This is a genomic window from Paraburkholderia sp. BL6669N2, assembly GCF_003387275.1.
GTDB lineage: Bacteria > Pseudomonadota > Gammaproteobacteria > Burkholderiales > Burkholderiaceae > Paraburkholderia.
Genome location: NZ_QUNA01000002.1, coordinates 208,211 through 228,523 on the forward strand (window position 1 = coordinate 208,211; position 20,313 = coordinate 228,523).

The following is a 20,313-nucleotide window of genomic DNA, read 5'->3' on the forward strand; positions in this document are numbered from 1 at the left end:
AGGGCTCCACGTTTTTTCAGAAATCGATCTTGGCCACCATCCGCACGCTGCGGTCCATTCCTGTGCCAAGCGTGCCGGTCTGCACCGAGTTCCAATAACGCTTGTTGAACAGGTTGTCGACGGCCACTCTGATGTCGACATGCTTGCCGGCGATCCGGGTCGCGTAGCTGGCGCCGAGCGAATAGATGGTGTAACCGGGGATGTAGCCCTGGTTCTGCGGGTTCACCGGGCGCTTTGTGATGAACGATGCACGCACCGTGAGCGACAGGCCGGGGAGCCAGAGCGGACGGTGCGTCAGTGCGATGTTGCCGATCCATTTCGGCGTATTCTCCGGCGTGCGGCCCTTGATCGTCATGTCGAATTCCGGGTTCTGGACCGCGTGCAGGTACTGGACGGCTTCGGACAGCGACCACTGGCGCGAGATGTCCTGCGTGAGCACGGCTTCCGCGCCCCGGTATTCGATCGTGCCGTCGTTGGCGAAAATCTGCGTAGCCGGATTGGTCACCGCGTTCGCGCGCGTGATGTCGAACACGGACGCACTGAACTGCAACCACCTGAAGTAGTGATCGCGTACGCCGAACTCGTACTGCGTCGACACCGCGGGCGCAAGGACCTGGTAGGCGTTCTTCGCGTTTGCGGGGGCGACGCCGCCATCCTCGATGCCTTTCATGTAGCTGGCGAACAGCGTGGTGGTCGGCAGCAGGTCGTAGAGAATCCCGAATGCCGGAGACCCGACCCAGGTCGCTGACGACACCACGCCGTCGTTCGACGACGACCGGCTCTCGCGGAAGCCGAGCAGCAACTTCCACTTCGACCCGACGCCAATCATGTCGTAGGTGTAGAGGCCGGTATCCGCGTTGACCTGCTTTGGCAGCGACGTGTCGGGATGGGTCGGCACCGGAGTGGGCAACGGGATGGGATCGAAGATGTTGACCCGCACCGGCAACACGATCGTGTTTTGTCTGGGTGTCTCGGCGATGCGCTCGCTGCGCGACACCCCGAACGTGATGTCGTGCGAGAGCGGACCCGTGGCGAATTGACCGAGCAGTTCTGCCCGCTTGTACTTGTTGAAGTAGACCTGCGTCACCTCACTGACGGTCGGGATGCCGCCTGCCCCGGTGAACACGTTGTATCCGCCGATCCGGGTCGTCGAGCGCGAGCGATCCGAATCCGACTGACCGATTTCGACGAGCGCCTTCCAGCCGGGCGCAATGTCGTAGTCGACCCGCCCCTGGAAGTTCGTCGTCTTCGCGGAGAAAACCGCCCACGGGCCCGACAGCAGATTCCTCGGATCGGGCACGCGCGGCAACGTGATGTGTCCGTTGACCGCAGTCGGCAGGCTGATGCTGCCCTGCTCGACGACGTCCTTCCGATAGGTCTCGACATCGAACTGGAAATGCAGGCCGTTGGTGACCTGCCAGTCGGCGCCAACGCTGCCGAACCAGCCGCGCCCATTCGCACCGTGCACACCATTTTCGAGGTGCGTATCGGATCCGTTCACGCGGAGGCCGAACTGCTTTTCGCTGCCGAATCGATGGCTGACGTCGGCCGCGACGCCGAACTGCCCGAACGAGTTGCCGAGCAGCGCCACCGAGGCGACGTCCCTGTCCATCGGCGCGCGCTTGGTCACCATGTTGAGGATGCCCGCGGGGCTTGCAACGCCGAACATCAGCGCGTTCGCGCCCTTCAGCGTCTCCACGCGCTCCTTGTCCTCCGCCGGCACCGACATCACGTTCGCGGTCGGCAGGCCGCCGTTGAGCCGGTAGTTCGCGAACAGGTTGACCTTGATGCCGCGAATGCTGGCCGCGTCGGCAGGGCTGCCCGACGAGTTGGTCGGCGCCACGCCGGCCTGGTTCTTGACCGCGTCGGTCACGCCCTCCGTCGCGGTCTGCAGCGCGCCGGCGCCCATCACCTCCTTGGTCATCGGCAGCGATTGCTTGTTGCCGAGCGCCTGCGCGTCGAGTCGCGCCTCAATCACCGACGTCGCCGGCACGAGCTGCCTCGGTTCGTACAACGCCGCGGCATCGCGGATCCGCCCTCGCAATTCATCCCGGATCTTCTCGGCCTTCTTCACGAGCGCCTCCTGGTCGTCGCCGACGCGGTACGGCATCACCACGCCGAGCGCACCGATCGTAGCGCCGCCGGCGTCCTGCAGCGGCAGTTCCACTTCGAGGCGATCTCCTTCGCGGCCGACCTCGACATGCGGCTTGCCGGTCTCGATGACACGCCGGTCGTCCGCATCGGCAGGCTTGCCGATGCGCCCGATGTTCGACGCGATGATCGGATAGTCGCGGCCCCCGCCCGGGCTCGCCACGTGCATCACGAGCGCCATCACGTCGCGGCGCTTGCGGATCACCTCGTCGACGAGCGTCTGCGCGTACGGATTCTCCGGAATGCCCGTGCTCGGGAGCACCGGATCGAACAGTTCGTTCCCATAGCGGATCTGCCGGCTCAGCTCGTCGCGGATGAGTGCGCCCGCCCGGATCAACGCCTCCTTGTCGAGCCCCGACCCCGGCGGATACGGGAACGTCACTTCGACTTCGCCGATCACTTTGCGCGTGACGTCGAGCAGCGGCAGATGCACCTCGACGTTCTGGTCGCCTCGCTTGTTCACTTCCACGAACGGCGTACCGGTCTTGACCACTTCGAGATCGTCGGGGTCCGACTTCCTGCCGATCCGGTTCGCGGATTTCGCTGCGACGATCACGCTTTCCGCTCGTCCAGGCGGGCGCATATGAAGATCCAGCTCGACGAGCTCCGGGTGCAGCGCGACCGTGCGGTCCACCAGTTGCTGCGCATAGAGCTTCGCATGTCCGGGCTGCGGCGCGAGTGCATTCTCGCGCGTGCCGCTGTCGGCCTGCGCGTAGAGCGCCGGCGAAAACAACGCCATGACGGCCATTGCCACCATCGTTCTTCCAATCACCACGGTCTCCTCCAGCTTGTTGGGATTATTAGTCTTCGATCCGGTCCGCCGCGGCGGGCATCGCGCCCGATGGCAAGATGCCCGCGTTTGCCCCGCCGGTCAGATGTCCAGCACCAGCAGATCCCCTTTCGCGCGCGAACAGCAGGGTGTGAAATGTCCGTGCCGCTCCCGTTGCGCGGCGGTCAGCACGCAGTCGAGATGATCGACTTCGCCGACGATCACCCGCGTGATGCAGGTGCCGCAGACACCCTGCTCGCACGACGTCGGGATCCTGACGCCGTGTTCGGCCAGCGACGCGACGACGGACTTGTGCTCGGGAATCCGGTACACCTTGCCCGTGCTGACGAGCTGCACGTCGAACGCATGCGTCGCCGTGGGCTTCTGCGCAATCGACGCGAAGCGCTCGCAGTGCAGCTGCCGCTCGGGCCAGCCGCGATTCCGTGCGGCGCACAGCACCGCATCGATGAACCCCGCGGGTCCGCATATGTACAGATGCGTGCGAGGCGACTGACTGTCGAGCACGCGCTCGATGTCGAAGCGTTGCTCCGCGCTTTCGTCGCTGAAGTGGAACCTCGCCCGGCCGGCGAACGGTGCCCGCACGAGCCGCCGCACGAACGCCGCGCGCGACTGCGAGCGTGCGCAATAGTGCAGCTCGAAATCGGCGTGGCGCCGCGCGAGCCGTTCCGCCATGCCGAGGATCGGCGTGATGCCGATCCCTCCCGCAAGCAGCAGCGAACGCGGCGCAGTCTCGTCCAGCGCGAAGTGATTGACCGGCACACCAATGTCGAGCAGATCGCCTTCGTCAACCCGCTCGTGCATGGCCGCCGATCCGCCGCGCGAATCCGCAACGCGCAGCACGGCGATCAGGTAGCGCCGCCGCTCGCGCGGATCGCCGCACAGCGAGTACTGCCGCACGAGACCGTCGCCAAGATGCACGTCGATATGCGCGCCGGCCGCGAACCGCGGCAGTTTGCGTCTCGACGGATCCGTCAATTCGAACGCGCACACACCGTCGGCCTCGACCGTTTTCTTCGCGATGCGCACGGTCAGGCGTGCGTCGCTCGCCACCGGACGCCACGTACGCCGCAGGACGTTCCGGACGCCGGTGTAAGCGAGTACCGGAACGCACAGCGCGCCGAACAGCAGCAACAGTTGCCCGAACACGCCGCCAACCGCACCGGTATGCCACGACAACGCCCAGAAATACAGCTTGTGTCCGACGCTGCTCCGCGAATACGGAACGAACCGCAGCACCTTGCCCGTGTATGCGTCGATGAACAACATCGTGCGTGCATTCGGATGCGGCGCCGCGCGATCGATCACGTACATCTCTACCGGGTCACGCGATTTCTGGGGGATGTGCAGCAGCGCATCCTGCGGGTCGGGCGACAGTGCCTGTGCGGTGCGCCAGGAGCTTTCGAGCGTTTGCCGCCTTGCGCCGTTCGCGGGCACGGCCGATTTCGGCGGACTGGCGGGCTGCGGTGAACCGGTGATCGCATAGATGCCGTGCGCGTACCAGTCGAACGCCCACGGCAGCCCGGTCAGCACCGTCAGCAGCAGGATCGCGCTGGCATAGAGACCGATCGTCCGATGCAGCCGATACGTGAATGCCTGTCCGCGCGCGCCGGGTCCGGTCGTGAACGCGACTCGCCAGCCGTGACGTGAGCGTGGCCACCAGAGCGCGATGCCGCCACCGATCATCAGCATGCCGAACAGGAGCGCGCTCGTGCCGGTAATCACGTTGCCGTGCTTCATGAAGCGGAACTGATGAATCTGCTCGAGCGTGCCGAGCAGGCCACCGTAGCGCGAGCGTTCGCCCAACACGTCTCCAGTGCAAGGATTGAGGTAGACGAACACCTGATCGGTGAAGCGCACCATCGCGGACGGCATGCGCGGCGCATGGTGCTTGCCGGCGACCAGCCGAATGTAGTCGAGCGTCGCCGACGGCCGGGATGCGGCCGCATTCGCAGTCAATGTGTCAAGGGGTACGCGCGCCGCGCAGGTTGGCACCGTCAGCAGATCGCGATTGAGTACCGGCTCGAGGCTGGGCCGGAATGCGATGGATGCACCCGTGATCGCCATCAGGAGAATCACGACCCCGACGGTCAGGCCGCACCAGCGATGGATCTGCAAGACGAGCGGACGGAATGCGGGTTTCATGGGTTGCCCAGGCGACGACTGTTGATGTCCATCATCTTTGTTGGCGAACCTGAATGAAGTCTGAATTCAGCGCAAAGTCGGGGTAAGTCCCAACTCATTGCGCGTGACTTATCGCCCCACGACCCACATGCGCGCTTCCAGCCTGAAACAGACGCGAACACTTCCTGAATTTGCGTTCAGAAAATTCGGGAAAACCCCCGCAGGGCCATGCTTCGCTTGTCACGGACATCCGCCTGCGCTAGCCTGAGACCACCCCAGCAGGCGGTTCCATCATGAAGATCCTTATCCTCGAAGACCAGCGCAAGCTCGGCCTGTACCTCAAGCAGGCGCTGAGCGAACGCGCGTATACGGTGACGTGGGTTGAAAGTTGCGCCGAGGCGCGCGAAGCGCTGTGCGAGTCGAGCTATGACGTCATCGTGCTCGATCTCGGCTTGCCCGACGGTGATGGACTGGAGCTGCTTCGCGAATGGCGCGCGGCCGGATTCAATGAGCCGGTGTTGATCCTCAGCGCGCGCGACGCCGTCGAGGATCGCGTCAAGGGGCTCGACGTCGGCGCCGATGACTACCTGCCCAAGCCGTTCAGCCTGGAAGAACTGCTCGCGCGCATGCGCTCGCTGCTTCGCCGCCAATCGTCCGTCAAGGAAACCGTGCTTCAGCATGAGGGCATCAAGCTTGACCTGCTGAGCCACACCGTCCATCTGAACGGCAAGCCGATCGATCTCACCAGCCGCGAGTTCGCGTTACTGGAAGTCTTCCTGCAGAATCCCGGCCGCATCCTGACCCGGACGCTGATCGCGGAGAAGATCTGGGAATCCCATTACGACGTCGACACCAACCTGCTCGATGTTTACATGAGCCGGCTGCGCGGCAAGTTCGAGGCGCCGCTCGGCAAGCCGCTGTTCAAGACGGTGCGCGGCGTCGGTTACCAGCTGCTATGAAATCCATCGGCGCGCGGCTCGCCATCTGCTACGTACTCGCTTCGACTGTCACGTTCGCGTCGCTGTTTCTTGCCGGACGATACTTCATCGAACATCACGCGATCCACGCGCTGGATCTGCTCAACCAATCTGAGTTCGAACAGATTCGCGCCAGCCAGACCGCACTCGGTACGAAGCTGTCGGAGGCGGAGTTGCGCCAGCGTGTTCAGGCGATGATGTCCGACAAGCTCGAACTGTTCTTCACCGAGATTTACGGGACGGCTGGGACGGTGGTGTTTCGCTCCCCTGGCCTTCACGGTCGCGATATCGCTCCGTCGCCTCGCGACCAGGCGTTCAATGCGAATGTTGAAGGACTGGGTGAACTGCGCGCGGGCAAGTTCGCGCTCGGACCGTACACGGTCGTGGTGGCAACGACGAAAGAACACGTACGCGTGGTAATGACCGCCTATGAACATGCTTTCTACGGATTGCTGATCGTCATGATCGCGATCAGCAGCGTGATCGGCTACGGCTTCAGCCGAATGGCGCTGCGGCCCCTGCGGCTGATCCAGGACACGGCCGACCACATCCGCTCGGACAATCTGAGCGAGCGCATTCCGTTGTCAGGCGCGCGCGACGAGATTTCGGATCTGGCGCGCCTGCTCAACCAGATGTTCGACCGTCTCGAAGCGTCGTTCGACCAGATCCGGCGGTTTACAGCTGAGGCCTCCCACGAACTCAAGACGCCCCTGACGCTGGTGCGCCTGCAAGCCGAGAAACTGGTCGTCGACGGTCAGTTGACGCCAGCGCAGGAACAGGCGGTGCAAATTCAGATCAAGGAACTCGCGCACCTCAACCGCATCATCGAGGACCTGCTGTTCCTGTCGCGCGCCGATGCACGCGCGATTTCGCTCCACCTGAGGCCGCAGGACCCGGAACCGTTCCTGCAGAACTTCGCGCAGGACGCCCACGTACTCGCCGAACACCGGCAGCAGCGCTTCTTCCTGACCCATCACGGCAGCGGACAGGCCGCAATCGAGTCGAAATGGATCCGCCAGGTGCTCCTGAACCTGCTCAGCAACGCACTGGCGGCCTCGTCTCCGGGGAGCCGCGTCACCTTGCGTTCCACGCTGGTGAACCAATGCTGGCAAGTCCGCGTGGAGGACGAGGGTCCCGGCGTAGCCGCCGAACAGCGCGAGCGCATCTTCGAACGCTTCGTGCGCATCCATCGTCCGGGCGACGAAGACAAGGGCAGCGGCCTGGGCCTCGCCATCTGCCGCAGTATCGTCGAGCTGCACGGCGGCCACATCTTCGCGGAGGCCGGGCCGGACGGCCGCGGGTTGTCGATGGTCTTCGAGATTGCCGCCGTCACGCCGTCCGACACCGCCGGCAATACCCCCTTCAAAGCGCCGCTCCATTCCACCGACGCCGCCTGAGCATACAGCGGGCGCGCGTCACAAGTCGAGCTGATAACCGACGTAATAGGAGAAGCGATTAGTGTCGCTCACGTGAGTGAGGCCGCGCCCGACGGAGAACAGGATGCGGTCGTGCTCCGTCAGCCCGTAGGTGCCGCCGAGGTTGAAGCCAATCGCCGACGGATCGTCCTTGGTCGCCGCCCCGGTGTAGAAGACCTCACCGCCAAGCTGAAGTCGTTCGCCGAACTTGCGCAGGACGGCCCAACCGCCGGTCCAGTAACCCTTCTGTCCCGCATGGCGGTTGACGACGTATCCACCACCGCCGAACGTCGTCCAGTTACCGATCGTCTTCTGCGTCCACAGCGGTAGCAGCACGTGCGCGTGGCCGTCACCGAGGCCCAGGTGGTCGTTGCCGGACGCCAGTGTGACGCTGGGCGCGAACGCGACCTGCGGACGCCAGCCCGCCTCGTCCTCGGTGATGAAGCGGTACTTCGCGCCCAGCTCGGTATCACCGAATCCGTAATGGGTGCGATCTCCGGTTTCGTGCATGAACGCCATGCCGACCGTCGCGTTAAGCTGCAGGTTCTCCACCAATCCGTAGTTGATCTCGAGGCCCGGCAACGTGCCGCTGTGACTGCCGGCGCGCACGGTGCCCGACGCGGCGGCATCGATTTCGAAATGCCCCCGTTCGACGGGTTCCGGATCGTCGGTCACGAACGGCGGGCCGGCAAGCGCGCCATGGCAAACCAGGCATGCGCCGAAGGCGAGCGCCGCCTTGACGAATCGCGCATGAGGCGGGGCGCGGTACGCGGCCGACTCCGGATGACGGGTGGACGACATGAGGCCGATTCTCCTGATCGAAGGGTGGCCGGCGCTGCGTGTGAGCGCCCGGCGTGAGGCACGAGCGGGATGGGTCAGGACGGTTGGGGCGGGCAGATGCGCGGCGACGCGTGGCCGGCCGGCGCGAACTGCGGATGCCGCGCCGGTCCGTCAGACACGCGGACCGGCGCGGCGCGCGGGGATCAGTGGCCCGCGTCGGAGAACTGCGGCGGGCGCCATTTCAGGAGCTTGTTCTCGAGCTGCGTGAGCACGAACTCCGCACCCAGCGCGACGACGGCGAGCACGATCATCGCGGCGAACACGCCGGCCGCGTTGAACGCGCCCTGCGCGGTCGAGATCAGCAGCCCGATCCCTTGCTTCGAGCCGAGAAATTCACCGACCACGGCGCCCACCAGCGCGAAGCCGAAGCTCACGTGCAGGCTCGCGAGAATCCAGCTCATCGCGGCTGGCAGGACGACCGTGTAGGTCACCTGCTGCTTTGTCGCGCCGAGGATATGGGCATTGGCGATGAGATTCCGGTCCGCTTCGCGCACGCCCTGGAATGCGTTCGAGAACACCACGAAGAACACCATGACGAAGGCCAGCGCGACCTTGGACGCCATGCCGAGCCCCAGCGCGATGATGAACACCGAGCCGAGCACCACGCGCGGGATCGAGTTCGCGATCTTGATGTAGAGGCTGAAAACGTCGGCGAGCAGTTTGTTGCGGCCCAGTACGATCCCGGCGAACACGCCTGCCACGCTGCCGATCAGGAAGCCGAGCCCGGTTTCCTCCAGCGTCACCAGCACTTGCACCCAGAGCGGGCCTTGCGAGGTTCCCTCGGTGAGCCACTGCCAGATCTGCACGGCGATCAGCGAAGGCGTCGAGAAGAAGAAAGGATCGATCCAGCCCACGCGCCCGGCGAGTTCCCATCCGCCCAGCGTGACGACCAGCACCGCGAGCCGCAGCACATACACCAGCGTCTGGCGCCGACGTATGCTTGCCTGGGCCCGCACTTCCACCTGCCGCAGTTCGATCTCGTTCGATGCGGCTCCTGTCATCGGGATATTCATGTTTTTCCTTAGCGCGCCGTCAGGCGCTCAGATGTGGACCTCGTCGCGAAGATCGTTCCAGATCTGCCGCGACAGTTCGATAAAGCGGGGGGAATAGCGCGCTTCCGCGACATCACGCGGGCGCGGCAGGTCGATTTCGTACGACGTCTTGACGGTCGCCGGTCCGGACGTCAGCACGAACACCTTGTCCGCGAGCGCGATGGCCTCCTCGATGTCGTGCGTGACGAACACCACCGATGCGCCATTCACGCTCCACAGATGCAGCAACTCGTCCTGCATCAGCATGCGTGTCTGGACGTCGAGCGCCGAGAACGGCTCGTCCATCAGCAGAATCTCAGGTTCATTGATGAAGGTCTGAGCCAGCGCCACGCGCTTGCGCATGCCGCCGGAGAGCTGGTGCGGATAGTGGCGTTCGAAACGAACCAGACCGACGCGGCGAATCCATTCCATCGCGCGCTCGTAGGCCTGCCCCTTGTTCTCGCCGCGGTACAGCGGACCGGCCGCGATGTTATCCAGCACGCTCTTCCATGGGAACACCGCGTCGGACTGGAACACGAAGCCGATGCGAGGATCGATGCCGGTGACCGGCTTGCCCCAGATCCTGACCGCGCCGGCGCTCGGCGCGGCAAGGCCAGTGATCAGACTGAGCGTAGTGGACTTGCCGCAGCCGGTCGGGCCGACGACGGCGCAGAACTCGCCCTTCGCAACGCACATGCTGAAGTTCTGCAGCGCCATGATCGCTTTACCCTCCGGGCTGACGAAGCGGCGGCTGACACGATCGAGTTCAATCGCAGGAACGTCGTTCGACGCAGCGGCGGGATACGGCATGGTTGCCTGGGAGGCTGTCATTGGATTGCCACCTTTAGGAGATTGGATTCGACGAAACGCCCGCGACGGCTCGCTGCCGGGCCGTCACGCAGGCGCGGCTACTTGACCTGCGCGGCGTTGACGAACTCGGTCGTGAAAGTCTTCGACAGGTCGATCTTGTGCCCCATCACAGCTCTATCAAACGACCCGAGCACCTTGAGCACGGTGGGCGGCCCCGATTCCGGCATGCGGCCGTCGGCGATGAACGACACCTTGCCGTTGGCCAGCGCCTTCATGTATGACGCGCGGTCCCCAGCGTAGTAGTCGGCGGGCATCTGGGCGGTAATCTCCTCCGCGCTGTGCGTATTGATGTACCGCAGCGTCTTGACGAACGCGTTCGCGAGTTTCTGCACCGTCGCCTTGTGCGACTGTACCCAGTCGTTCTGCATGTACAGACTGGCCGCCGGGTACAGGCCGCCGAGCCACTTCTGCGTGCTCTCGGGCGAGCGCAGATCGACCAGGACCTGCGCGTCACCGGTGTTGACGAGGCGCGAGACCGTCGGTTCGGTGGTCATGCCGCCGTCGATCTTGCCCTGCTTGAGCGCGGCGATGAACGTGCTGCCCGCGCCAACCGGCAGCGCCGTCATCTCCGACGTCTTCACGCCGTGCGACACGCCGAGGTATTGGGTTAGGAAGTTGGTCGACGAGCCAAGCCCGGTCACGCCAAGCGTCAAGCCGCGGAAGTCGGCGGGCGACTTGACCTTGCCGGCGAGCTTCGACGAGATCAATTCGACTTCGCCAGGCGTGTGGCTGAACTGCACGACGGATTCGATGTACTTGCCTTTCGACTGCAGGTCGATCGTGTGGTCGTAGAAGCCGACGACCCCTTGCACCGTGCCGGCGACCAGCTCGTTCTCGGCATCGACGCCCGCTGCCTCGTTGATGAGTTCGACGTCGAGGCCCTGCTCCTTGAAATAGCCGAGCCGCTCGGCGAGCTTGGCCGGCAGATAGATCTGCTTTTCCATGCCGCCGACCATCAGGGTGAGTTTCTCGGCGGTATGCGCGGCAGGAACCAGGGTGCCGAGCATCAGCGCGCCAGCGGCGATGCGCAGGACAGTGTGTTTCATGGGATGTCTCCTCCGGTTTCGATAGGTATGGCGTGCCGTTTTCCACATGGCGTTCGCGTCACGTCCCGGATCAGGGACGGGTGGGCTCACGGAACGGTTTGAGTTATACGGGGCAACCTTAAAGTCAGGCTGAACGGAAAATGAACGCCTATTCAGGGACCGCCGGCGCCGCACGCGGCATGCGCCGGGACGGATCCGCGCGACCCCTACCTGAGCTTCGCCGACTCTTCGCGCGCCTCCCGCGCGCTCAGCGGGAAGTATGCTGAGTAACGCACCGGTTCCTGGCCGTCGCGGCTCAGGATGTAGCGCAGGAACGCTTTCACCGGCGGCGTCAGCGGACGGTTCAGGCGGATGTACATGTAGCGTGTGAGTGGATACTTGCCGCTCGCCGCGTTCTCGGCATCGAGCGCATAGAACGGCTCGCCGTCCCGGCGCGCCACCGCCAGCGTCTTGAGTCCGGGGCCGCCTTCCTCGAGTCCGCCAAAGCCGATCGCGCCCGGATTCCCAGCGATCGCGCGCGCAGTGTCGTCGATCGATCCCTCGTGGACGGCGCTGTTCCATGCTCCGCCTGCCAGCACCATGACCTGCATCGACATCGCGTTCGGCGCGACGTGCGGCGGGATGTAGATCGTGATCGGACGGTCGGCCCACTCGCCGGTCAGGCCAAGCTGGCCCCACCGCGTGATACCCGGGTTCTGCCGCAGGATCGACGCTAACTGCGCCAGCGTGACGCCGTTGAGCGGATTGTCCGGATGCACGAAGATCGCCTGGGCCGTGGTCCGTTGCGGCGTGTTGAAACCGCCGCGCGCGACGCGGATTTCGAGCGGCGCCGCGTGACGGATCTGCGTACAGGCAGCCCGCTCGTCCGGCCAGAGTTCGCGGCCCATCGGCGCCATCGCGGTGTCGCCCGCGAGCAGCGCGTGAAACCCGTTCAACGTGCCGAGGTGTTCCCATCGATCGCCCTTGCGCACGGCGGGCTGTACGTGCGTGAAGCCGTCGATCCACGTGTCCATCAGCGACTTCATCCCGTCGCTGCCGACGCTGTCGACCTCGCCGTGCAGGCCGGCCACGGGACGATAGACGGCCAGTTGCGCGTCAAGCGGCGGCAGGAAGCCGTCGAGCTTCGCGCGTTCACGCGCGGCCTGCGCGGCGGTGAGTGGTGCAAAGCGTTTCTGCGCGGCGACAATCGCCTGACCCTCGTCGCTCAGCGCAAACGCCACGAACGCCTTGACCTTGGGCGGCAGCGGCGCGCCGGGACGCCGGTTCACGGCGAGATAGGCCGCCTGCCCGTCGAGGCTCGCGACGCGAACGAACAGCGGCGACTTCATCATGTCGCCTGCGAACTGGTGCGCGTACGGCTGCAGCTCCGTCTGTAACGGCTCGCGCGCGAGCGGTGCGATATCGGCATCGCCGAACATAAGCGCGCCGAATGCGGTCACACTGCCGGCGTGCCGCCAATGCGGCCCGCGATGGATCCCCGGCTGGCGTTGCTCGAAGGCGGCCAGCCACGCGTCGAGCAGCGGCCCCATCGCGTCGTCCCCGACGCTGCTGAGCGTTCCGCTCAGGTTGGGGAACGATCGATAGGCCGGCAAGCCTGCAACGGTATCGGCCGCCTGCGCAATGCACGGCGGCATGAGTGCCAGACAGGCCGCAAGCAGGAGGCCGGCTCCGGTACGACGAGGGCGCGCCGCGGGCGCGCGTGCACCCTGCGAGCGCAATGGCCGGGACGAGCATGACAGGGGCGGCATCGATGACGATGCGCGCCGCAATGGAGAATCGAAAACAGGCACGGGGGCCTCCTGCCGGATGTGGAGAATGGCGCGCAGCGGCCCGGCTTCCGGTCAGGAACGCCGGCCCGCCATCGCGCCCGCAGAAGCTGCCCCGACGGTACGGCGGCACGCTGAAGCCAACCTGAATCGATGCTGAAAATTCGTTCATGCTCGGCAAAGGCGTTCCATGAACGGATTTTCACAATGTCTTCAGATTGCGTTCATCCGGCGACACTATCGTTGGACGCATGGCACGGGCGCTGCACCGTTCGCCGCATCTCGCGCAGGCCGGCACGATCACCGCGTTTCAACTTTCGCGCCGCCTGCCTCAAAATGGAGCGGCAGTGGAATCACGCACGCTTTGAACAAAGGAGGAGACATCTCGTGAATCGAATCCAACCCCGTTGCGGGACGAACCGGCGCATACCGCGCCGCCGTTCGGCTCGCCTGATCATTGCCACTGCCGCGGCGTCGGTCTGGGCGGTGGGCGCCGCGGGCGCCGACACCCCATCCACGCCGATGGTCGAGTGGGTTGTGCCCGCGCTCAAGACGGTGGCACCGCAAACCAAGGAACAAGCCGATGATGGGATGAAGGTCGGACGCGCGCTGGCCGAGCCGGAAGTCCTGCAGCCGCGCCTCGACTCGGCCCTGCCCGACTACCAGCCCCGCACCGACCTCAAGCTCGCCGGCACGTTCAGGGGCGCGGCTTCCGACGTGCTGCCGTCGCTCGTCAACCGCTGGATCGAAGGCTTCAGGCAGTATTACCCGAACGTCGACATCCGCATTTCCCCACCGTACGCGGGCAGCCTCGGCGCGAAGGAGCTGGTCAAGGAGAAGCTCGACTTCGTGTTCGTCTCGCGCGAGCTCAAGCCGGACGACGTCACCGACTTCAAGGCGAAGTTCGGCTACGGCCCGCTCAGCGTGCCGATTTCCGGGGGCTCGTACCGGCATTTCGGCTTCCTGGACACGATCGGCTTCTTCGTCAACAAGGACAACCCGCTGGAAAAGCTCAGCTACGACCAGATCGACGCGCTCTACTCGCGCACGCACCTGCGCGGCGGCAAGCCGATCAAGACCTGGGGCGACCTCGGTCTCACCGGGGAATGGGCGGACAAGCCGGTGCACGTCTACGCGATCAAGCCGTGGAACGGGTTCGAGGAGTTCATCCGGCAACGCGTGCTGAGCGCCAACGGCCAACGCGGCGAGTGGCGCGACGACATCCATTACGACAAGCTCGTGTTCCCGCTCGCGAAAAACGTGGCCGACGATCGCTACGGCATCGGATTCTCGGGCATCGCCTATATCGACGCGCCCGTGAAAATGCTGCCGCTTGCCGCATCGGACAACGGTCCGTACGTCGCGCCGACGTACGAGAACGTCGCGCTGGCGACCTATCCGCTGAGCCGGCTGATCTATTTCAACACCAACAAGGCGCCCGGCAAGCCGCTCGATCCGGCCATCGCCGAGTTCCTCCGCTACGTGCTGAGCAAGCAGGGCCAGCAAGCCGTGATCGATCACGCGATGTACGTGCCGCTGCGCGCGCAGCAAGCGGATAGCTCGCGCGCGATGCTCGCCAACTGACCGCGCGCCGCTCGTCTCCCGCTCGCCAACCCGGCGCCGCGTGCCGGTCCCGCGCATTCCCGCCGGGCGGCGCCGATTCCAGGAGTGTCCACATGCACCGACCCATCCGCGTCGCCACGGCGGCGCTTTTGCTCGCCTCGGCCGTGTCGGCATACGCCGCCACAACCACCGCGCCCTACGCGCAGCAACTCGTCGATACCACGCTGGCCGCGCATCCCGAGCTGACGATCCTCGCGCTGCACGTCACCCCGCCGACGGGAATCGACAACGTCATCATCGCGTCAAACATCGGCCGTATCGGCAAGTCCGCCGATGCCGACGACCTGGCCGTGCTCGACAGCGGCCAGCCCCGCGTCGAGGTGACGAAAACCGGCGATCTGTCGGTCGAGCTGCCGATGCGCGACGCCAACGGCAAGACGATCGGCGTTATCGGCTCGACATTCCGCTACGCGCCGGGCGTCGATCGCAACATGATCGTGCGCCGGGCCGAGCAGGTGCGCGACGAGCTGGCCGGAAGCACGCCATCGCTCGCGGCGCTGTTTCAACCCACGCACTGACTGGCGTCGTCTTTCTGAAAATCTGTTAAGGATACCTTCAGGCCGGGTTCAGCTTCATGGCCCACCATCGTGGCAAGGCGAAAGCATCGCCGATGCACGATGCGCGTCGGCCGGGCCGACCCATCCCGATACGCAGCACGCAACGAATCGTCCCGCCGAGGGCGAACTCACGAGTACATCTTCAATCAGGAGACGCACATGAAACAGACGCAGAGGGTTGGCGGGTTGCGCAGGTCTGCGGCGGCATCGGCCGCGGCAGTGATCGGCATCGCGGCGCTGGGCGCGCTGACGTCGCCGCCGGCATTCGCTCTGAAGTACGCGGCCGTCGAGCATCATCTCAAGGTCGACCCGTCGATACCGATCTGGCATCCGGGCGAAGTCCAGTCCGTGCCCGAGGAAGACCTGCGTCTCGTCGGCGCTGACGTAATGGATGAAATCACGCTGGGGTGGATCAAGATGTATCGCAAGGCCTATCCGCGCCTGAGCGTCACCATGGAAGCCAAGGCGTCCGGTGCCGGCGGCCCGGCTCTGACCAACGGCACGGCGGACCTGGCGCCGGTCGGGCGCGAATTGCTGCCGGCCGAGGAGCAAGCCTTCGTCGACAAGTTCGGCTACAAGCCGCTCGCCATTCGCGTCGCGACAGGCAGTGTCGGGTCGCTCGGCAAGACGGCGACGTCGGTCGTGCTGGTCGACAAGGACAATCCGATCAAGGGATTGACGCTGGCCCAGCTCGACGCGATCTATTCGAAGACGCGCAATCGCGGCCACGCCGGGATCACCACGTGGGGCGACGTGGGGCTCGGCGGCGAGTGGGCCGACCGGCCGATTCACCTTTACGGCCTGAAGCCGGTCAACGGGATCGAATACTTCCTGAAGCTGAACGTGCTGGAAGGCGGCGAATACAAGGACAACATCCAGTTCGTCAAGGGCAAGGGCTTCACGCATGCGTTCACGGTGGCCGCCGAGGACATGGCGACGCACCCGGGCGGGCTCACGTACGCACTGCTGGCCAACGTCACGCCGAACGTGAAGGTCGTGCCGCTGGCAGCCAGCGAAGGCGGACCCTTCCTCGCGCCGACACTGCAGAACGTGTACACGCACAAGTATCCGCTCTCGCGCTATGTGTACATCTTCGTCAACAAGAAGCCCGGCGAGCCGCTGCAGCCGAAGATCAAGGAATTCCTGAAACTGGTGTTGAGCCGCGACGGACAGGACGTGGTCGCGAAAGAAGGCGTCTATATCCCGTTGACACCGGCCGTCGCCAAGGAAGAGCTGGCGAAGCTCGATCAGGCGGAGTGACCATGCGCCGCGCGAACGCGCAACCGGCACCAGTCGCCGTGACGGCGACGGTCGTTGCGACGGCCTCCCCATTTCAGGCTGAATTTGCGTTCAGATCGCGTTAACGCTCGTTCAAGGTGGCGAGCCTACACTCGACTCGCAGCTGCTTCCATGACGCCCATCGGGCAAAGAGAGGAGAGACATGAAGATCCTGACCAAGACCCTGCTCACCGCGACGCTCGGCCTCCTGTCGGCTTCCGCGCTGTATGCGGTTGACACCGCCGTCGCCGCGCCCGAACCGCACGCCAGGAACTGGACGCCGCCGAGCGCGAAGATCTTTGCTCAGAAACTGTCCGAGCAAATCATGCAACAGCATCCCGAGTTACTCAGCGTGACTTTGCACGGCGTTCCTCCGGGTATGCAGGATGCCTACACGATGTTCGCCGGTTCGTACCTCGAGCGCATCGGCAATGCCGACGATCCGGACGACATCGACATCTCGAAGAAGGGCATCACGATCGTCGACCCGCGCTGGCATCGTCCCAATGACACGGTCAAGAAGTTCGTGATGATGCTGCCGCTGCGCGACGCCAGCGGCCAGAACGTCGGCGAGATCGTGCTCGCGTACAAGAACGACGGCGCCAATGCAAAAGGCGAGACCGCCTTCTTCCTCGCATCGACGGGCCTGCGTGACGCGCTGCAGAAGCAGATCCCGAGCTACGCAGCATTGTTCGAGCCCGCGAAGTAGTCGCGCGCACGGCCCGCCGTGCGCTTGCAATGCATCGTCCCCGGCGCGCCGGGGACGAGGCTGTATTCAACGAGCCATCCCCATTCAGGAGTCTGACCATGCGTTTGCGAATTTCCGCGATCGTATCTCTGACGGCGCTCGCGGCCCTGTGCGCGACGCTGCCGCACACTGCCTACGCGGCGGCGCCCTCGGTCGATGCAGCCAGCCCGGCGGGCGCACCTCTGCGGCTGATCGGCAGCACGGCGTTGCCGGACTACAAAGGCGATTTCGACCACTTCGCCGCCGACGTTGACGGCGGGAGGCTGTTCCTCGCCGGCGAAGACGGCGCCACGCTCGAAGTATTCGATCTCGGCAGCGGCAAGCATCTGCGCACGGTCAAGGGTTTCGACCAGCCCCACGCCATCTTGTACCTGCCGGACCTGAACCGTCTAATCGTCACCGACAGCGGCGCCGGCATGACGCGCATCGTCGACGGAACGAGCTATCGCGTCATCGGTTCGATCCAGCTCACCGTCGGTGCGGACTCGATGCGCTACGACCCGTCGCGCCGTCACATGTACATTGTCACGGGCGGTAAAAACGCCGAGCCGAAGATGACGCAGACGATCGTCTCGGAGGTCGATCCGCGCACGGGCAGCCACGTCGGCGACATGAATTTCGACACCGACTTTACCGAAGCGATGGCGGCCGAGCAGCGCGGCCACCATCTCTTCGTCAACGTGACGGGCAAGAGCACGCTCGCCGTCGTCGACAAGGCGACGCGCCAGGTGATTGCGAACTGGCCTATCCATGGCGCGGAGCTGAATGCGCCGATGGCATTCGACGAGACGCATCGACGCCTGTTTGTCGGCACGCGCAAGCCGTTCAAGCTGCTTGTGCTCAATGCCGCGAACGGCAACACGATCGCGACGTTCGACGCGCCTCAGCGCACGAACGAAGTGATCTTCGACGAAGTCAACCAACGCATCTACATGGCCGGCGACGACTATCTTGGCGTGATCCAGCAGAAGGATCCCGGCCATTACGAGGAAATCGCACGCGTGCCGACGGCCAAGGGCGCCAAGACGGCGCTTCTGGTGCCTGCGCGCCACCGCCTGTATGTCGCGGTCTCGCCTGGCGAATCAGGCGCTGGCGGAACGCTGCTTCGCTTCGATGTGTTGCCGGGCACTGGCGTTAATACGCCTGCCGGAAAGTAAGTGCTTGCCACAGCTCGTCTAAATCCCAGAGCTCCACATACGCGGGTGAAACCATTATCGCGTAGCTGACCGTTTCTTGGCGCTGCACGGACCTGAGAAACGCACTTGGACACTGTGCGGATGCTCTCGGTGCTGCTGTGGTTGTCGTTCTTTTTCGGGATGTATAACGGCGCGATGGTCGCGGCCCTGACTGAAGTCATGCCGGTCAACGTGCGCGTCGCTGGTTTCTCGCTCGCTTTCAGCCTTGCAACCGCCGTCTTTGGTGGATTTACTCCCGCCGTGTCGACCTATCTCATTCAGGTGACCGGCGACAAGGCGGCGCCCGGATATTGGTTGAGTTTCGCAGCCGTATGTGGCCTCGTCGCGACGCTTGTGCCCTATCGACGAGGCGGTGCAGCGGAGCGATCGGCGACCGTCGCCTGACGAGTCGCGCAAGGCACGCATCTCGTCGTCTGGCCCGCAGAGCGCCGGATAAAAGTGCCTATGCGCCCCGCTCCGAATGATTCGGTTCCAACAACCTTTGCTCGCGGATCGCCGCGTCCCGGCGAACCGGCATATCGCGACTGAATTCACCGCTGTCCGCCCGCAACGTGCTGTCTTGTAAGCAGGCGAAGTGCATTGCTTAAACTTCAGGAGACATTTCCATGCAGATCACCGGTATGTTGCACGGCGCGCGCCTGCTGCAATTCGTCGGATTTCCGGCCAGCGAAATCCTCGGTCCGAGCGCTAGCGAAGAGGAAGTCAAGGCGCTGATCGACCGTCATCGCCAGATCTTCATCAAGCCCGTCTTCAAGGGCGGAGTCGGCAAGAAGGGCAAGGCAGGTTTGCTTGGCCGCGCGACCGACCTGAAGACCGCGCTCGCGGAAAAGGAGCGGCTCTACTTCGCCGAGCATACCGTCGGTCACATCAAGGCGAAGGCGAATGGCGTGACGTTTGAAGCCGGTGTGCCGGCCACGCACGAAGTCTACTTCTCGATCACGGATTCCACCCGCTTTCGTGCGCCGACCATGACGCTTTCGCACGTGGGCGGCATGGACATCGAGGAAGTCGACCCGAAGCAGGTGGCGATGGTGCCGTTCGACGCGCTGACCGGGTTGAAGGCGTTCGTCGTAGCGAATGCACTGAGCGAGATCGGCGCGCCGAAGGAGATCATTTCGCCGCTCGTGCAGCAGTTGCCGAAACTCTGGGAACTCTTTCACGACTTCGGCATGACGACGCTCGAGTTGAACCCGATCCGCATGCGCGAGGACAAGAACGGACGACTCACACCCGTCGCCTGCGACTTCAAGTGCGGCTTCGATCGCGACGATCCGCGCTGGGCGCGTCTTGGCCTGCCGCCTCATCTGTTTGCCGCCGATTACTCGGATTTTGAGCAGGAGATCAACCAGCTTCGCACCCATCAGGGCCAGAGCGACGTATATGTCATCAACGAGAAGGGGACGATCCTCGCCCCGACCTTCGGCGGCGGCGCCAACTCGCTCGTCACCGAAATGCTGGGCGACGCCGCGATCATCTCGTCGGACTTCGGCGGCAATCCGCCTTACGCGAAGATGAAGGAAGTGGCGCGCATCTGTTTCAGACACTGGCTCGAACAGGCGAACGTACTCTTCATCATTGGCGGCAAGTCCAATAACACGGACATCTACGAGACGCTGCGCGCCATGGCCGACGCCCTGCGCGAGCACTTCAGCGAGCACAGCCCGACGCCGCTCTATGTCGTGCTGGGCCGTGGAGGTCCGAACCTCGTGCGCGGCATGTCGGCGCTGAGGGACACCTGTGATTCGCTGGGCCTGCCTTATCGGCTGTTCGGCTTCGACTCTGACATCAGCGAAGTGATTCAGTACGCACGCCAGGCGGATGCCTGGATGCGCGCCGGCGGCCGCACCCAGATCGAAGCAAGGATTGGCGCGTCACCGAGGCAAACCGGAACGGCTCATGCCTGA

15 protein-coding genes and 1 pseudogene are annotated in these 20,313 nt (G+C 64.5%); 9 read left to right on the forward strand and 7 right to left on the reverse strand.

The window, feature by feature from the left end:
- Positions 1 to 16: 16 nt before the first annotated feature.
- Together B0G80_RS23505 and B0G80_RS47835 are read right to left on the reverse strand one after the other, a co-directional pair.
- Positions 17 to 2,923 carry a TonB-dependent siderophore receptor gene (locus tag B0G80_RS23505; RefSeq protein WP_258878998.1) on the reverse strand — a complete coding sequence of 969 codons (2,907 nt, stop codon included), beginning with the start codon at positions 2,921 to 2,923 and terminating at the stop codon, positions 17 to 19.
- Positions 2,924 to 3,022: 99 nt separating this feature from the next.
- Entirely contained in the window at positions 3,023 to 5,083 is a 2,061-nt protein-coding gene (locus B0G80_RS47835) for a PepSY domain-containing protein (RefSeq protein WP_116120104.1), read from the reverse strand.
- Positions 5,084 to 5,355: 272 nt separating this feature from the next.
- Between B0G80_RS47835 and B0G80_RS23515 the strand changes: the two genes are divergently transcribed.
- Positions 5,356 to 6,021 carry a response regulator transcription factor gene (locus tag B0G80_RS23515; RefSeq protein ID WP_116120106.1) on the forward strand — a complete coding sequence of 222 codons (666 nt, stop codon included), beginning with the start codon at positions 5,356 to 5,358 and terminating at the stop codon, positions 6,019 to 6,021.
- A complete protein-coding gene (locus B0G80_RS23520; RefSeq protein ID WP_116120108.1) occupies positions 6,018 to 7,436 on the forward strand; it encodes an ATP-binding protein in 1,419 nt (472 codons plus the stop codon). The genes B0G80_RS23515 and B0G80_RS23520 overlap by 4 nt, the downstream gene beginning before the upstream one ends.
- 18 nt (positions 7,437 to 7,454) lie before the next feature.
- Here B0G80_RS23520 and B0G80_RS23525 read toward each other — a convergent pair whose 3' ends face one another.
- The 5 genes from B0G80_RS23525 to B0G80_RS23545 form a co-directional block, all read right to left on the reverse strand.
- Positions 7,455 to 8,255 (reverse strand): hypothetical protein, encoded by an 801-nt coding sequence (locus B0G80_RS23525; RefSeq protein WP_116120110.1) that lies wholly within the window; start codon positions 8,253 to 8,255, stop codon positions 7,455 to 7,457.
- 182 nt (positions 8,256 to 8,437) lie between these two features.
- The gene (locus tag B0G80_RS23530) at positions 8,438 to 9,307 is read right to left on the reverse strand and encodes an ABC transporter permease (RefSeq protein ID WP_408968136.1); all 870 of its coding nucleotides are present in this window, start codon (positions 9,305 to 9,307) and stop codon (positions 8,438 to 8,440) included.
- Positions 9,308 to 9,334: 27 nt separating this feature from the next.
- Complete coding sequence (locus tag B0G80_RS23535) at positions 9,335 to 10,156, reverse strand: ABC transporter ATP-binding protein (RefSeq protein ID WP_408968138.1); 822 nt, start codon at positions 10,154 to 10,156, stop codon at positions 9,335 to 9,337.
- A gap of 77 nt (positions 10,157 to 10,233) precedes the next feature.
- Complete coding sequence (locus B0G80_RS23540) at positions 10,234 to 11,241, reverse strand: ABC transporter substrate-binding protein (RefSeq protein ID WP_116120113.1); 1,008 nt, start codon at positions 11,239 to 11,241, stop codon at positions 10,234 to 10,236.
- A 206-nt stretch (positions 11,242 to 11,447) separates the two neighbouring features.
- Positions 11,448 to 12,875, reverse strand: coding sequence for a substrate-binding domain-containing protein (locus B0G80_RS23545; protein ID WP_116120115.1), 1,428 nt, complete (start codon positions 12,873 to 12,875; stop codon positions 11,448 to 11,450).
- A gap of 519 nt (positions 12,876 to 13,394) precedes the next feature.
- On the opposite strand from B0G80_RS23545, the gene B0G80_RS23550 reads away from it, so the two are divergent.
- The 7 genes and pseudogenes from B0G80_RS23550 to B0G80_RS23580 all read left to right on the forward strand — a co-directional run bounded on the left by B0G80_RS23550 (position 13,395) and on the right by B0G80_RS23580 (position 20,313).
- Positions 13,395 to 14,591, forward strand: coding sequence for a PstS family phosphate ABC transporter substrate-binding protein (locus B0G80_RS23550; protein WP_258878999.1), 1,197 nt, complete (start codon positions 13,395 to 13,397; stop codon positions 14,589 to 14,591).
- A gap of 92 nt (positions 14,592 to 14,683) precedes the next feature.
- A complete protein-coding gene (locus B0G80_RS23555; RefSeq protein WP_116120116.1) occupies positions 14,684 to 15,148 on the forward strand; it encodes a hypothetical protein in 465 nt (154 codons plus the stop codon).
- Between the two features lie 198 nt (positions 15,149 to 15,346).
- Positions 15,347 to 16,447, forward strand: coding sequence for a PstS family phosphate ABC transporter substrate-binding protein (locus B0G80_RS23560; protein ID WP_116120118.1), 1,101 nt, complete (start codon positions 15,347 to 15,349; stop codon positions 16,445 to 16,447).
- 181 nt (positions 16,448 to 16,628) lie between these two features.
- Complete coding sequence (locus B0G80_RS23565; protein ID WP_116120120.1) at positions 16,629 to 17,174, forward strand: hypothetical protein; 546 nt, start codon at positions 16,629 to 16,631, stop codon at positions 17,172 to 17,174.
- Positions 17,175 to 17,272: 98 nt separating this feature from the next.
- On the forward strand, positions 17,273 to 18,370 hold the full coding sequence (locus tag B0G80_RS23570; protein ID WP_116120122.1) for a YncE family protein: 1,098 nt from the start codon (positions 17,273 to 17,275) through the stop codon (positions 18,368 to 18,370).
- 117 nt (positions 18,371 to 18,487) lie between these two features.
- Positions 18,488 to 18,793: pseudogene (locus tag B0G80_RS23575) on the forward strand (citrate-proton symporter); the annotation flags it as partial.
- 221 nt (positions 18,794 to 19,014) lie between these two features.
- Positions 19,015 to 20,313, forward strand: a complete 1,299-nt coding sequence (locus B0G80_RS23580; RefSeq protein WP_116120126.1) for an ATP citrate lyase citrate-binding domain-containing protein — start codon at positions 19,015 to 19,017, stop codon at positions 20,311 to 20,313.

Coding starts and splice junctions, on each gene's coding strand:
- B0G80_RS47835 (WP_116120104.1), bottom strand. CDS start 5,083: ATGAAACCCGCATTCCGTCCGCTCGTCTTGCAGATCCATCGCTGGTGC.
- B0G80_RS23515 (WP_116120106.1), top strand. CDS start 5,356: ATGAAGATCCTTATCCTCGAAGACCAGCGCAAGCTCGGCCTGTACCTC.
- B0G80_RS23520 (WP_116120108.1), top strand. CDS start 6,018: ATGAAATCCATCGGCGCGCGGCTCGCCATCTGCTACGTACTCGCTTCG.
- B0G80_RS23525 (WP_116120110.1), bottom strand. CDS start 8,255: ATGTCGTCCACCCGTCATCCGGAGTCGGCCGCGTACCGCGCCCCGCCT.
- B0G80_RS23530 (WP_408968136.1), bottom strand. CDS start 9,307: ATGAATATCCCGATGACAGGAGCCGCATCGAACGAGATCGAACTGCGG.
- B0G80_RS23535 (WP_408968138.1), bottom strand. CDS start 10,156: ATGACAGCCTCCCAGGCAACCATGCCGTATCCCGCCGCTGCGTCGAAC.
- B0G80_RS23540 (WP_116120113.1), bottom strand. CDS start 11,241: ATGAAACACACTGTCCTGCGCATCGCCGCTGGCGCGCTGATGCTCGGC.
- B0G80_RS23545 (WP_116120115.1), bottom strand. CDS start 12,875: ATGCCGCCGTGCATTGCGCAGGCGGCCGATACCGTTGCAGGCTTGCCG.
- B0G80_RS23555 (WP_116120116.1), top strand. CDS start 14,684: ATGCACCGACCCATCCGCGTCGCCACGGCGGCGCTTTTGCTCGCCTCG.
- B0G80_RS23560 (WP_116120118.1), top strand. CDS start 15,347: ATGAAACAGACGCAGAGGGTTGGCGGGTTGCGCAGGTCTGCGGCGGCA.
- B0G80_RS23565 (WP_116120120.1), top strand. CDS start 16,629: ATGAAGATCCTGACCAAGACCCTGCTCACCGCGACGCTCGGCCTCCTG.
- B0G80_RS23570 (WP_116120122.1), top strand. CDS start 17,273: ATGCGTTTGCGAATTTCCGCGATCGTATCTCTGACGGCGCTCGCGGCC.
- B0G80_RS23580 (WP_116120126.1), top strand. CDS start 19,015: ATGCAGATCACCGGTATGTTGCACGGCGCGCGCCTGCTGCAATTCGTC.